At 37.4% G+C, this 14403-nt stretch carries 15 protein-coding genes; all 15 read left to right on the top strand.

From position 1 onward, the window contains the following. The first annotated feature begins 37 nt into the window (after positions 1–37). On the top strand, positions 38–793 hold the full coding sequence (locus tag PHO70_02345) for a YebC/PmpR family DNA-binding transcriptional regulator (GenBank protein ID MDD5431811.1): 756 nt from the start codon (positions 38–40) through the stop codon (positions 791–793). Continuing rightward, positions 794–1276 carry a crossover junction endodeoxyribonuclease RuvC gene (ruvC, locus tag PHO70_02340; GenBank protein ID MDD5431810.1) on the top strand — a complete coding sequence of 161 codons (483 nt, stop codon included), beginning with the start codon at positions 794–796 and terminating at the stop codon, positions 1274–1276. After that, complete coding sequence (locus PHO70_02335; protein MDD5431809.1) at positions 1273–1899, top strand: OB-fold domain-containing protein; 627 nt, start codon at positions 1273–1275, stop codon at positions 1897–1899. The genes ruvC and PHO70_02335 overlap by 4 nt, the downstream gene beginning before the upstream one ends. A 21-nt stretch (positions 1900–1920) precedes the next feature. Then, positions 1921–2565: an SMC-Scp complex subunit ScpB gene (scpB, locus tag PHO70_02330; protein ID MDD5431808.1), complete on the top strand. Its 645-nt coding sequence runs from the start codon at positions 1921–1923 to the stop codon at positions 2563–2565. Next, complete coding sequence (pheA, locus tag PHO70_02325) at positions 2543–3604, top strand: prephenate dehydratase (protein ID MDD5431807.1); 1062 nt, start codon at positions 2543–2545, stop codon at positions 3602–3604. The genes scpB and pheA overlap by 23 nt, the downstream gene beginning before the upstream one ends. 12 nt (positions 3605–3616) lie before the next feature. Beyond that, entirely contained in the window at positions 3617–4696 is a 1080-nt protein-coding gene (gene hisC / locus PHO70_02320) for a histidinol-phosphate transaminase (protein ID MDD5431806.1), read from the top strand. Between the two features lie 21 nt (positions 4697–4717). Continuing rightward, positions 4718–5734, top strand: a complete 1017-nt coding sequence (gene aroF, locus PHO70_02315) for a 3-deoxy-7-phosphoheptulonate synthase (protein MDD5431805.1) — start codon at positions 4718–4720, stop codon at positions 5732–5734. 5 nt (positions 5735–5739) lie between these two features. After that, a complete protein-coding gene (locus tag PHO70_02310; protein ID MDD5431804.1) occupies positions 5740–6564 on the top strand; it encodes a prephenate dehydrogenase in 825 nt (274 codons plus the stop codon). Continuing rightward, a complete protein-coding gene (cmk, locus tag PHO70_02305; GenBank protein ID MDD5431803.1) occupies positions 6561–7220 on the top strand; it encodes a (d)CMP kinase in 660 nt (219 codons plus the stop codon). The genes PHO70_02310 and cmk overlap by 4 nt, the downstream gene beginning before the upstream one ends. After that, positions 7213–9009: a translation elongation factor 4 gene (gene lepA / locus PHO70_02300; protein MDD5431802.1), complete on the top strand. Its 1797-nt coding sequence runs from the start codon at positions 7213–7215 to the stop codon at positions 9007–9009. The genes cmk and lepA overlap by 8 nt, the downstream gene beginning before the upstream one ends. Further along, the gene (gene lepB, locus PHO70_02295) at positions 9006–9602 is read left to right on the top strand and encodes a signal peptidase I (GenBank protein MDD5431801.1); all 597 of its coding nucleotides are present in this window, start codon (positions 9006–9008) and stop codon (positions 9600–9602) included. Before lepA ends, lepB begins: the two co-directional genes overlap by 4 nt. Continuing rightward, the gene (locus PHO70_02290; GenBank protein MDD5431800.1) at positions 9599–10171 is read left to right on the top strand and encodes a CDP-alcohol phosphatidyltransferase family protein; all 573 of its coding nucleotides are present in this window, start codon (positions 9599–9601) and stop codon (positions 10169–10171) included. Before lepB ends, PHO70_02290 begins: the two co-directional genes overlap by 4 nt. After that, a complete protein-coding gene (gene plsY, locus PHO70_02285; GenBank protein MDD5431799.1) occupies positions 10140–10775 on the top strand; it encodes a glycerol-3-phosphate 1-O-acyltransferase PlsY in 636 nt (211 codons plus the stop codon). Before PHO70_02290 ends, plsY begins: the two co-directional genes overlap by 32 nt. A 356-nt stretch (positions 10776–11131) precedes the next feature. Then, entirely contained in the window at positions 11132–11461 is a 330-nt protein-coding gene (locus tag PHO70_02280; protein ID MDD5431798.1) for a hypothetical protein, read from the top strand. A 105-nt stretch (positions 11462–11566) separates the two neighbouring features. After that, entirely contained in the window at positions 11567–14392 is a 2826-nt protein-coding gene (locus PHO70_02275) for a tetratricopeptide repeat protein (protein MDD5431797.1), read from the top strand. The last annotated feature ends 11 nt before the right edge of the window (positions 14393–14403 follow it).

Genomic DNA, 14403 nt, shown 5'->3' with positions numbered 1-14403 from the left:
ATCTTTTTAAAACAGAAATAAACAAGGGGGAAATGAAATGTCAGGTCACTCTAAATGGAAGACAAATAAAGGTAAAAAAGCGGTAGCTGATGCTAAAAAGGGAGCTACTTACACAAAAATTATTAAAGAGTTAACTGTTGTCGCACGTGATGGCGGAGGAAACCCGGATACTAATCCGAGGCTTCGCGCTATAATGCAGAAAGCAAAAGAAGCAAATATGCCTTCGGACAACGTGAAAATGGCAATTAAGCGTGGAACAGGAGAACTCCCTGGAGTTATTTATGAGAATGTAGTTTATGAAGCATATGCCCCGGGAGGTGTTGCGATTATCGTTGAAGCTTTGACCGACAATAAGAATCGCACAAGCGCCGAATTGAGGAATATCATGTCTAAAAAAGGCGGAAGTTTCGCAGGCGCCGGAGCTGTAAGCTGGATGTTTACAAAGAAAGGCTATTTTTTAATTGAAAAGTCGCTTGCCAAAGAAGATGATTTGATGAATTTGGTTCTTGAAGCTGGTGCTGAGGATATGAAGGTTGATGAGAAAAATTATGAAATCACAACTTCTCCCCAGAACTTTGAAAAAGTTAAACAGGCTATTGATGAAAAGGGTATTAAATGCCAGGATGCAGAAGTAACCATGATTCCTTCTTCAACAGTAAAAGTAACTGGCGGCGAAGCCAAGCAGGTTTTGTCGTTAATTGATTCATTAGAAGAGCATGATGATGTAGAGCAGGTGTATGCTAATTTTGATATTCCTGATGAAATCCTTGAACAGGCAGCAAACGAAGACTAAATGATAATACTGGGTATTGACCCGGCATTAGCAATTACAGGTTATGGCGTTATCCAAGCAGATAAGAGATTTTTTAATCTGCTTGAAGCAGGGGTAATTTCTACCTCTCCGAAAGAGGTTTTGGCAAAGCGCCTTGATAAAATTTATACCGGCATCACGAAATTGATAGATGATACAAAGCCGGATGTAGCAGTTCTTGAAAAATTATACGCGCATTATGCCCATCCGACTACAGCTTTTATTTTGGGGCATGCCCGCGGGGTAATAACTTTAGCTTGTGCTAAAAAAAACATTCCCGTTTTTGAGTATGCGGCAACGAGAGTTAAAAAAGCTATTGTTGGAAGAGGGCTTGCTTCCAAGGCGCAGGTCCAGAGTATGGTAGTAAATATTTTAAATTTGGATTCTGTCCCGAAATTTTTTGATGTTACCGATGCTTTGGCGTTAGCTATTTCGCATAGCTATATATCGAGGTTAAAAATATGATCTCGCGGATTTCCGGAAAAATAGTTGAAAAAGGCAATAATTATTTGACGGTTAGCGTTGGAGGCTTTTGTTACGAGGTGCTTATTCCTCAAGCCGTGATGCAAAGAATGGATGAGTTTACGGCTCCGGACGGAAATATCAATCTAATTACCTTCCATTATCATCAGGTTGAACAATCAAAAAGTATTCCGGTTTTAATCGGTTTTTTAAATGATATTGAAAAAGATTTTTTTCAAGTCTTTATTACGGTTTCCGGTATCGGCCCTCGGGCTGCATTAAAGGCGCTTAATAAGCCGATTTCACAGATTGCCCAAGCAATAGATGAGGGGAATGTGTCTTTTTTGAAATCTTTGCCGGGTATAGGCGAGCAAAGAGCAAGAGAAATCGTTGCTAAGTTGCAGAATAAAGTGGGAAAATTTGGGCTGATTCAGGATAATAAAATAAGCCTTGAAATAAAAGAAACCAAAGATTTTGAAGAAGAAGCTCTTGCTGTGCTTATGCAGCTGGAATATAAAAAATCAGAAGCCTTGTCTATGATTAAGAAGGCTCTTGAGGAATCTAATAGTATTAAAACAGCCGAGGATTTGTTAAATTTCGTCTATAAGCAAAAAAGGGTTGGATAACAACAGCTAGGGGATATTCTTATGGAAGAAAATAATATTAAAAGTGCAATCGAAGCTTTGCTTTTTGCGTGTGAAAAGCCGCTTCTATTAGAGCAGATTAAAAAAGCCCTTGATGGTATTGATGTTTCAGTTATCCGAAAAGCAATTGAGGATCTAAAAACAGAATATAAGGACTCAAACCGCGGAATGGCGATTATTGAGGTTGCCGGAGGCTATCAAATGATTTCCTCTTTAAACTTTGCGCCATTCTTAAAGAAGCTATTTAAAGAGCGCCATACTGAAAGGTTGTCAAAACCAGCTTTAGAAACCTTGGCAATAATTGCTTATAAGCAGCCGATAACCCGCATTGAGATTGAATCTTTAAGAGGAGTTAATATTGATGGCGTTATGTCTTCGTTGGTAGAGAAAGACCTTATAAAGATAGCAGGTAGAAAAAAAGCACCCGGTTCTCCCTATGTATATGGCACAACAAAGAAATTTTTGGAGCATTTCGGTTTAATGTCTTTAAATGATTTGCCAAAAATGGAAGATTTTACAAAATTGGAGGCGCAGGATCTAAAAAATGGGTTAGATGAATTAACTGCGCAAAATCAGAATCTTGCTGAAGACAATGTAGAGCAAGAAAAGGCAAAGGAGTTAGTTGATGAGCCTAAACAAATTGCGTAATAAAATTGATAGTATTGATAAGCGGCTTATTGATTTAATGAATGCCCGTACGGATTTGGCGCTTAAAATTTCAAAAATAAAACATGAAAATGGAAAGAGCTCTTATTCTCCGGATCGTGAAATTGAGGTATTAAAAAGAATCAGCTTGTTAAATAAAGGGCCTTTGCCTAAAGAAGCGCTTTGGGCTGTTTATAGAGAGATAATGTCAAGCAGCCTTAGCCTTGGAAAGTCGTTAAGGATTGCTTATTTAGGACCGGAAGCAAGTTTCAGTAATTTAGCTGCTTTAAAAAGATTTGGTTCGCAGGTTGAATATATCCCTTGTGAGAATATTACTGATTGTTTTCTTGAGGTTGAAAGAGGCAATGCTGATTATGCTGTAGTCCCTATAGAAAATTCCATTGAAGGGGCAGTTAGTTATACTCTGGATATGTTTGTGGAATCTGATTTAAGGATTTGCAGCCAGATAGTTTTGGATATTTCGCATAATCTTTTGGCGAATTGCCCTAAAAATAAAATTAAACGCGTCTATACAATCCAACAGGTATTCGGCCAATGCAGGATTTGGCTGCAGGAGAATATGCCGGCGGTTGAAAAGATTGAAGTTTCAAGCACTACTAGAGCTGCCCAGATTGCAACAAAAGAAAAAAATTCCGGTTGCATTGCTTCTTTGCTTGCGGCAAAGAAATATAAGCTGGGAGTGTTGGCAAGAGACATTGAAGATTCCCCGCATAATATTACCCGTTTTATGGTTATTGGAAACACTGATGCCGGCCCGACCGGGCACGATAAAACATCAATCCTCTTTTTGATTAAAGATAAGGTAGGCGCTTTGCATGAGATGCTGCTGCCTTTTAAGAAATATAAAATAAATTTGACGAAAATAGAATCCCGCCCTTCAAAAAGAAAAGCATGGGATTATTATTTCTTTGTTGATTTGGAAGGGCATGTTGAGAATCCAAAAGTAAAAAAAGCGCTTCAGGAATTAGAAAATAAATGTAAGTTTTTAAAAGTTTTAGGTTCTTATCCGGTTAGTGAGTAAAGGAAAGTAAAAATGTTAGTTAGGAAAAATATTCTTAAAGTTACTCCATATGTTGGCGGAAAGCCGATTGAGGAAACAAAACGCCAATTTGGCCTAAAGGAAGTAATTAAGCTTGCTTCCAATGAGAATCCGCTGGGCGCTTCTCCAAAAGCACTTAAGGCGATTAAAGATTTCCTGGTAAATATAAATAGGTATCCTGATAGCAACTCTTTTTATCTAAAGAATAAACTAGCCAAGAAACTTCGTCTTAATCCTCAGAATTTAATCTTAGGGAATGGTTCTGATGAGATTATTGATATAATTATTAAGACTTTCGTTGAGGATGATGAAAATATCATTATTTCCGGGTCAACTTTTTTGGAATATGAAATTATTGCCAAGGTAAACAATAAAGAGGTCATAACTGTCCCTTTAAAGAATTTTAAATATGACTTAACGGCAATTAAAAATAAGATTAACAGAAAAACAAAGTTGGTTTTTATTGCTAATCCAAATAACCCCACAGGGACTTTTGTTTCAAAGGCTGAATTGGAAGATTTCTTATCTACTCTCCCGAATAGCGTAATCCTTGTTTTGGATGAAGCGTACGATACTTTTATTGATACCTCTGATTACCCCTTTGGCATAAACTATTTTCAAATGAATAACTGTATTGTTATGAAAACTTTCTCCAAGGCTTACGGGTTAGCCGGCCTTAGAATTGGATTTGCTATTGCTAAAGAGGAATTAGTTTCTTTTATGGAAAGAGTAAGGCAGCCTTTTAACGTAAATAGCTTGGCTCAGGTGGCAGCTGTTGCTGCATTGGAAGATTCCAAATTTTTGGCTGCTACTAAGAAGAACAATTTAATTGAGAAAAAGTTTCTTTATAAGAACTTAAGGGATTTAAATGTTTCTTTTGTCCCTACTGTTACCAATTTTATACTTATTGATACGGGAAAAGATGGAGTGGAAGTATTTAAAGAAATGCTTAAATACGGGGTCATAGTAAGAGACATGCAGCAATATGGCTTAAAAAGTTTTATCAGGGTTACTATCGGAACACGGAAAGAAAACGAAAAATTCATAGCAGTGATCAAGAAAGTTTTAAAATAAAAGCAATAGGAGAGCTTAAAAATGATTATTGTCCTTAAGCCCGGAGCACAAGATAGTGAAGTAGAGCATATTATTGAACGCGTAAAGAAGTTAGGTTTAACGCCACATGTTTCAAAAGGAACCGAAAGAACAATTATTGGAGTTATCGGGCCCGAGGATATATTACGTGTTACGCCTCTTGAAGCTTTTCCGGGTGTAGAAAAGGTCATGCCGGTTTTGGCTCCCTATAAATTAGTTTCTAGGGAATTTAAGCAAGATTATTCTGTAATTGACTTAGGTAAGGGCGTAAAGATTGGCGGGAAAAAGATTGTGCTTATGGCAGGGCCTTGTGCTATAGAGAACCTTGATACATTATTTACTATCGCAAAAGAGATAAAAAATGCCGGTGTAAAAGTTTTAAGAGGAGGGGCTTTTAAGCCTCGGACTTCTCCGTATAGCTTTCAAGGTTTAGGAGAAGAGGGTTTGAAATACCTGCAGCAAGTTGGCAAAGAGTTAGATTTAGTTACGATTACAGAGGTGATGGACCCTCGTGATGTTGATTTGGTAGCAAGATATGTTGATGTTCTGCAGATTGGCGCCCGTAATATGCAGAATTTTAATTTACTGAAAGAAGTAGGCATGACTAAAAAGCCGGTTTTGTTAAAAAGAGGCTTGTCTTCCACAATTAAAGAATTGTTAATGTCAGCGGAATATATTTTAGCGGGTGGAAACTTTAATGTTGCTTTATGTGAGCGCGGGATCAGGACATTTGAAGATGCAACGCGCAATACTTTGGATATAAGCGCAGTCCCTCTTGTTAAGCAGCTTTCGCATTTACCGATTGTTGTGGATCCATCCCATGCCGCTGGTAAGTGGGGTTTGGTTGCACCTTTATCCAAGGCAGCGGTCGCCTCAGGTTGCGATGGCCTGATTATTGAAGTGCACAGTCGCCCGGAAGAGGCGTTGTCGGATGGGGCTCAATCGCTTACTCCGAAAAATTTTTCAACCTTGGTTGAGGAATTAAAAGCCATAGCAAATGTTGTTGGAAGAGAGATATAATTACTATGTTTAAGAAAGTTGGAATTGTAGGAACCGGATTAATTGGCGGATCAATCGCTATTGCAATAAAAAAGAGCGGCATTGCCAAGAGGATTGTTGGGGTATGCCGGCACAAAGAAAGTTTATTGTTAGCCAAAAAAAATAGAATAGTTGACGAGGCGTCTTTGTCATTAGAAGTACTTAAAGATGTTGATTTTTTGATTTTAGCAACTCCCGTAAATGTTATTATTAATCTATCTGAAAGAATCTCTAAAATAATCCCAAAGAACTGCATTGTTACGGATGTAGGTAGTACTAAAGGAGAAATCGTTTCAGTTTTGGAGAAGAATTTCTCAAATTATGTAGGAAGTCACCCTATGGCTGGTTCTGAAAAAAGAGGTGTTGTTAATGCTAATGCAGGGATTTTTAAAAATACAATTTGTTTCCTGACTCCGACAAAAAAATCAGAAAAAAAGGTTATAGAAGCACTGGGTAATTTCTGGGAAAAGTTAGGCGCTAAGGTTATTTTGCTTAATCCTGAAAAACACGATTTTATTCTTTCGTTTGTAAGCCATTTGCCGCACATTGCTGCCTTTTCGCTGATAAGCAGTATCCCTTCGGATTTATTAAAATTCGGTTCTACCGGTTTAAAAGATACAACGCGGATCGCTTCTTCGGATGGCCAGATTTGGGCGGATATCCTTTTAAGTAACCGTAAAAACTTAATTAAGGCAATAGATATTTATCAGGATGAGATATCAGGCTTAAAGCACGCAATTCAAAGAAACGATAGAAAAGCCCTTTGCGGGTTTTTAAAGAAAGCAAAAGCCAAAAGAGAGATTCTTGCATGATTATCGCAATTGATGGGCCTGCCGGAGCTGGTAAAAGCACAGTGGCAAAAATAATCGCTAAAAAATTAGGGTTTCTTTACATTGATACCGGTGCTATGTACCGGGCACTTACCTTAAAAGCCATTATTAATAGTATTAATATAAGCTTAGAGAATGATCTCATTGACCTGGCGCATAATACGAGTATTGATTTAATTAACAATCCTGATGGTTCTTTAAAAGTTTTACTAGACGGTAAGGATGTTTCCAAAGAAATCAGGGAACCCAGGATTACCAAACATGTGTCTGACGTTGCGAAAATAAAAGGCGTGCGGCTTGTTATGCTTTCTTTGCAGCGGGAGTTGGGAAAAAAAAGAGATTGCGTGCTTGATGGCAGGGATATAGGTACTGTTGTTTTTCCGGATGCCGACAATAAGTTTTATGTTGATGCCAGCTTAGACGAGAGAACAAACCGCAGGTATAAAGAATTAAAAGAATCAGGCCAAAATGTAACTTTACAAGATGTAAAAGCAGACTTAATTAATAGAGATAAAATTGATTCAACCAGGGAGTTTGCTCCTTTAAAGCAAGCTAAAGACGCAATATACGTTGATACAACAAATATGACTATTGAAGAAGTAGCAGAAGCACTTTCAAATAAAATATCTAATGGATAAATCATTAATCAGAAATTTTTCTATTATAGCGCATATTGATCACGGCAAGTCTACTTTAGCTGACCGTATATTGGAAATAACGGGTGTTGTAGAACGCAGCCATAAAGGGGACCAGCTTCTTGATGATATGGATCTTGAAAGAGAGCGAGGTATTACTATCAAAGCTTCAATGGTGCGCTTAACGTATCATTCAAAAAAGTTTGATCAGGATTATGTTTTTAATTTGATTGATACTCCGGGCCATGTTGATTTTACTTATGAAGTCTCTAAATCTTTGTCAGCCTGTGAGGGGGCAGTGCTTGTCGTTGATGCCGGGCAAGGCATAGAAGCCCAGACTGTTGCTAATTATTACCTTGCGATGGATAATGACTTAGAGGTTATCCCTGTAATAAATAAAATTGATTTAAGCCAGGCTGATATTCCACGCGTTAAAAGGCAGATAGAGAGTGTTTTAGGTTACAAAGATGAAGATATGATTTTAGCTTCAGCCAAGGAGAGCATAGGGATTGAAGATATTTTAGATAAAATAATTGAAGTTATCCCTCCTCCTTCAGGTGAAGAGAACCATCCTTTAAAAGCGCTTGTTTTTGATTGCCGGTTTGATGCCTATAAAGGTGTTGTTGTTTTTGTGAGGATTATGGATGGCCGTATTGACAAAAAAACTCAATTGAAAATGATGCATTCCGGAACGGTTTATAAAATAGAAGAATTAGGATTTTTTAATTTGAAATATAATGAAGCTGATTCTTTAACTTGTGGTGAGGTTGGATATTTTACTGCTAATATAAGAGACGCGCGTGAAATTATGGTTGGCGATACGATAACTGATGTTAAGAATCCATGTGAAGAGGCTCTTCCCGGATTTCGTAAGTTAAAGCCGCTTGTTTTCTGCGGGATCTATCCGATTAACCCCGGAGATTTTCCTGATTTGCGCGAGGCAATGGATAAATTGAAATTGTCGGATGCTTCTTTTGTGTTTGAGCCGGAGAGCTCTCAGTCTTTTGGTTCAGGTTTCCGCTGTGGATTTTTAGGCCTTTTACATATGGAGATTGTGCAAGAGCGGTTAAAGAGAGAATACGATTTAAATTTAATATTAACTGTCCCAAATGTAGTTTATAAAGTCAGGACTAAAGAAGGGGAGTTGATTGAAGTTGATACCCCGGCAAAGCTTCCTCCAATCCAGGATATCCAGGAATCATTTGAGCCGTATGCAACCTTGCTTATGATTGTTCCGGTTGACTCAATTGAGGCGGTGTGTGATTTCACCAAGTCAAGAAGAGGGGTTTTCCAGTCAAACGAATACCTTAGTGAAGACAGGGTTAAGGTAATTTTTTCTATTCCTCTTTCTGAGATTATCGTTGATTTTTATGACCGTATGAAGTCATTGACAAGGGGGTATGGCTCTTTAGATTATGAATTCAAGGATTACCTGCCAACAAGGTTAGTTAAGTTAGATATCCTTATTAATGGAAATATTTGCGATGCTTTTTCATCGTTAATATTTAAGGATAAAGCCGCAAGCCGGGCGCATGTCTTAACAGATAAGCTAAAAGAATCAATTCCCCGCCAGTTATTTGAAGTAGCAATCCAGGCGGTTATCGGTAGCCAGATTATTGCATCGGAAAAAGTCAAGTCCGTAGGTAAGCATGTCACCGCGAAATGCTATGGAGGAGATATTACCCGTAAGAGAAAACTCTGGGAGAGTCAAAAGGAAGGAAAAAAGAAATTAAAACAATTTGGTAAAGTTGAGATTCCACAGGAAGCATTTCTGGAGGTGTTAAAAATATGATGTTCAAGACTAGAACTAAAGACGGAAAGAAAAAGTCTGCGATTTATGAATGGATTGAATCAATAGTTATTGCTTTCTTGTTAGCGATGGTTATCCGGACTTTTGTTGTTCAGGCCTTTAAAATCCCCACCGGTTCAATGCGCATGACTTTGTTAGAAGGGGATTTAATTTTAGTGAATAAATTCATATATGGTGCTAAAATACCCTTTAGTAACTCAAGGCTTCCGGCTGTATCTGAAATAAAGAGAGGGGATGTTGTAGTGTTCATTTATCCTGAAGACCCGAAAAAAGATTTTATTAAAAGATTAGTGGGGTTGCCGGGAGAAATAGTAGAGGTTAAAAACGGGACAATTTATATTAATGATAAGCCTCTAACTGACAGCAAATTTAATAAAATTTATTATTATAACCGCGGGGATTTTGCAAAAGAAGGTCAAAAGATAACTGTTCCGGAGGATAGTTATTTTGTTTTAGGGGATAATTCTTCGTCTTCTAAAGACAGCCGTTACTGGGGTTTTGTTCCCCGTAAAAATGTACTCGGGAAGGCAATGTTGATTTATTGGCCCCCTCAAAGGATAAGGATAATAAAGTGAACATAGCTAATAAGATTTCCACTTTTAGAATTCTTACAGTCCCTTTCTTTATATCAAGCCTGGTTTACTACAAATATCCTGAAAAGGATTATCTTCGTTTTGTAGCATTGGGTATCTTTATACTGGGAGTTATTTCAGATGCTGTTGACGGCTATATTGCCAGAAAAGCAAAGCAGATTTCAAAGGCAGGGATGGTGCTTGATCCTTTAGGGGACAAGCTGCTTCTTATGAGCGCCTTTATCATGTGTTATATGGTTACTGATTTCCCCTCAGGAATTAAATTTCCGCTTTGGGTTACTATAATTGTAATTAGCAGGGATGTGATTATCTTAATGGGAGCGGTTGTGATTTACATGGTTAAACAGACAATTAATATTTTTCCTACAAAATGGGGTAAATTAACCACTGCTTTCCAGATGCTTTCGGTAATTGCAGTCTTATTGCAGTATAAGTATTCATTAGTTTTATGGAATGCAGCTTTATTTTTTACTATTCTTTCTGGGATTGATTATATAATGAGGGGGTTTAAAACTCTTTATGCTTTGGATAATTCTCGGAATCATCGTTAGCTACTTTATTGGCTCAACTCCTACCGCTTATCTTGCTGGAAAATTATTAAAGGGAATTGATATTAGAAAGCATGGCTCAGGGAATGTGGGAGCCACTAATGCTTTAAGAGTTTTAGGGAAAAGAGCAGGGATAATTGTATTATTGATTGATTGTCTTAAAGGGGTAATTCCTGTTGTATTTATTTCGGATATCATCCTTTCAAAAATGCCAGGTTTTAATCCTGAATTAGTAAGAATACTTTTTGGTGTCAGTAGCATATTAGGGCATAACTGGACGGTATTCTTAAATTTCAAAGGCGGTAAAGGAGTTGCTACAACATTTGGGGTGTTGATAGGTCTTTCATTTAGGATACAAGGATTTGCTTTAATCTTAGGTTTGGTGATTTTGAGTTGGTTTGTAACATTTTTTATTTCAAGGATAGTCTCGCTTGCTTCTCTGGTCTCTGCTTTAATATTCCCTGTTTTGGCTATTTTTTTAAATCATTCAAGAGCACTGCTCATCTTTAGCCTTCTTACCGCAAGTTTTATTATTGTAAGGCATAAATCCAACCTCAAGAGGCTTCTTCAGGGCAAAGAGCCTCGGCTATCATTTAAGAAAAAATAATACCAGAAAAAAATAATTTTAATTTTTTAGCGTCGAGCTAAAGAATGAAAGCGCTTTCAATTTAAACTCTGCGGGCATTGAAAGCGCTTGTTTTATTATGCTATACTTAATTGATTGAGGAAAGATTAAAGAAGTAAGCTGGATTTTCGCCCAATAGGTAAAAATACCTTGGGCTTATTATTTGTGCTGTTTTTAAAAGCTTTATAAAAGCTTAACTAATGTCCCCACCAGCCACAAGGGGATAAGCCGGGTTGTAATTAGAGGAGAGTATATTTTGATGCAGCCCGGCTCCATGAATATTAGCCCCTGTTCTTATCGGATGGAACAGGGCGGGCTTGTGCCCAGGGAGTAATAAAATGCGCGACCTATTGTTTAAAAATTTAACTTCAGCGGATAAGAAAAAACGGATAATCTCCAGCTCTGAGATTACGGATAATCAGGGAATTCATAGCATTATCCGAAGGCATTTTATCTGCATGGTTAGAGAGGTTGTCGGCGCAAAACTTGAAAAGCCCTTGCCATATTTGTATATTTTGAAAGAACACAATACCAAAGAGCGCAAAGAGAAATTTTTCTGCAGGATTAAGAGTAGCACCTATGTAGTTTCGCATGGTAAGTTATTTTTAATTTTGTTTATGCACTCGCTTAGGATTAATCTTTCAAGCAACCAGATAACAGCAATTTAATTTTTTTAAGAAAAAGAAGGTTTGTCTAAACCGGCGGATTTACGCCGGTTTTTTTAATTATTATATTGACAAAATATAATGCTCTAAGTTATAATAATTTCAATTATGAAATTCCTTCCATTTAAGCGACTACATCTGGTTATTTTATTCTGCAGTATTGTTTCAATCCTATTTTCTTTTTCCGTTGTTTTTGCCGGGCCTCAAGCTGCTGATTATCTCTGTGAATTCGGTATTACTTTCTATAAGATGGGAAGATACGATGAAGCTTTGGCCGAATTCAATAAGGTTTTGCTTGTTGAGCCTAATAATAAGGTAGCAAAATCGTATATAAATAATATTTTTAAATCAACCAATGCGCAGTCCGAATCCTTTAAACAAGAGGAAGTGATTCCTCAAAAAGCTTCTGATAGGGTTCGTGTGGTAAGAGAAAGCCAGCTTAGAGAGCGGGAGATGGATAATGCGTTTAATTTGGCCAGCAAAAGTAATAAAGGTACAGCAAAAGAAGAAAATAATGTTATTCGGGCTGATGATTATGTAGTTAAAGAAGAAAAAACTGAAAAAAAAGAAGACGGAATTAAAGTTGCGGGAATTAAAATTAGCGGAGAGGCTCAGACGAGAATGGGCGCAACAAGTAAGGATGACTATTGGAAACGCGCTAATTGGGATTTAAATGAAAAGAATTACCGTATGCGTTCAAATACTGCACTTGATAATAGGGAAAATACCTATGATCCTAGGATATTTGATAGATTAGCAGTAAAACTTAATACAGAGAACAAAGAAGGCTCTAATTTTTATAGCAACATAGTGGTTGACCCCTGGAGTTTTACTGGAAAAAGCGCTAGGACAACGGTGCATAGCGCGTTCGGCGATAGCGCTGATATTGAATTAAAATATTGGTCGAATACAGGATATACAATTAATCAAACAGTAGATACGAATCGTTTTGGAAATTCTTTTAACCTGCCTGAAATGAAAGTAAAAAATAATCAGACAGACGCTACCACTATTAGTGGTGGTTTTACCGATCCATCTTCTGATACATTTCAAATCCCATCATTAAAAATTTATCGTCAGTTTCAACCTGTTCGTGAACTTTGGTATGATTACAATCAAGATAATTTAAAATTTAGGGCTTATCCTATTGCCTATGAAAATCAAGCAGTGACTTTTGATGATCCTTTGAGATTATCCAATAATCGTATTTGGTGGGAAAACAGCCCTTGGTTGAATAAATGGACAAGGGGAACAGTTAATAACGCAGGGGCTGATTTTACTAAGGGATATTGGGATAATACATTGTCGTTTTATACAAGAGATAGTGAGGGCCAGCGCCTGACTGCTTTACGCGGCTTTAATTTTGATTATTCTCTGGGAGAAAAGACTTCTATTACTACCAACATTGCTTCTCCTAAAGACCTTTGGCAGGATTATTCGGTTATGGATAATTTTCTTACTGCGACGCGCGTTAAGCAGTCCATTATGGATAATTTGGCCGTAGGTTTTACTGCAACGACAAGAATAGGTTACAATCAACCCGATAATATGAATGTTGATGCACAAAATTATGTCGGTGCTATGGATTTAGGTTTTGAGCCTATTGAAGGTATTAAAACAACAGCTGAATTCGCTTATTCTAATTCATCAAATGATACAACCCAATCTGATTTCCAGACAAAAGAAAATGGCAATGCTTACCAGTTTGCTATTTTGGGAAGGTTTCCTTCTGCAAGCATTATGGATACCAAATACGATTATTTTGGAATTCAGCCTGAAGAAGGGGAGAGATTTTTTACCAAATTTAGAATTTTTGCTGCGCGCATGGATAAATCTTTTGATGAGCCTCTTTCTTCTTATGTGGAAACACGCGATGACGAATGGTGGTCTAGGCATATTCATTTTCGTAAGCCGTTCCAATATTATTATCAAGGAGAAGGCCAGGGTTTAAGCTGGGATGATGTTAGGAATTATGGCGTCGGGAATGGCATTGATATAGGTCGCAGTACATTCGGCCTTAGAGTAGAAAGCCTTCTTTGGGATAAAAAAGTAAGTAACCTTGTTGATGTGCGTAATGTGCATTCCAGTGAAGGCAAGTTTATTGAAAATGTTTTTAGGGATGAATTTAGCTGGGAAGTAAATGACAAGCTGACTACTAAAGGCCTGGGCATATATCAAAAAATGCATCAAACCTATGGCAATAAAGATCCCTTTATTTTTAATCCTGTTAGCAGAGAGTATTATGTTAATACTTATATTGAAGACAATAAAGATCCAAGCATTGTTACCAGTTCTCTGGGTGCTGAATACCAGTTCTTGGATTGGATTTCTTTAAACGGAATTTGGGAATTTACAAATGATATTTCGCTTGCGTATGATAATTTCCCAAGGGGGATTTTAAACGATGGGAGTAATTCCTTATTAACATATCAAAATGGAAATGCTTATAGGGATGTGTTAAATTTTCTTACTGATCAGCAGCATTTTGCCCGTGCACCTTATCCGTATTACAATATTTTTAAAGCAGGCCTAAGGTTAAGCCCTTTGGATAATCTGCAGCTATATCTTGATTATACGCGTAATCCTTTTGAAAAAGCTGGGCAAGTGGATGATAATATGAATCATGTGGGTTTCGAAGTTAGCTATGCACCAATGAAGAAACTAGCGATATTTTTGAAATATACCTATTCACGTTGGCAGGATTTGGATAATATAGTACAAAATATAAATAAAGTTACTGGCCACCATAATGCATTCGTGGAATTAATTTATCGCAAGTCGGAGAATGAAGATTTTAGCTTTCAATACGGCGAAGCAAGCAGGGATCCTTACATGGGAGGAGTTCTTGATATCGGCTGGGATCCTTATGGCGGATCCTTAAGGACAATTGACACGCAGCAAATCTTCCGTTTATACTACCGCAAGAAGTTTTAATCCTTCGTTTT

This window comes from Candidatus Omnitrophota bacterium, from assembly GCA_028715415.1.
Lineage (GTDB): Bacteria > Omnitrophota > Gorgyraeia > Gygaellales > Profunditerraquicolaceae > JAQURX01.
This window is presented reverse-complemented; position numbering and strand designations above follow the sequence as displayed.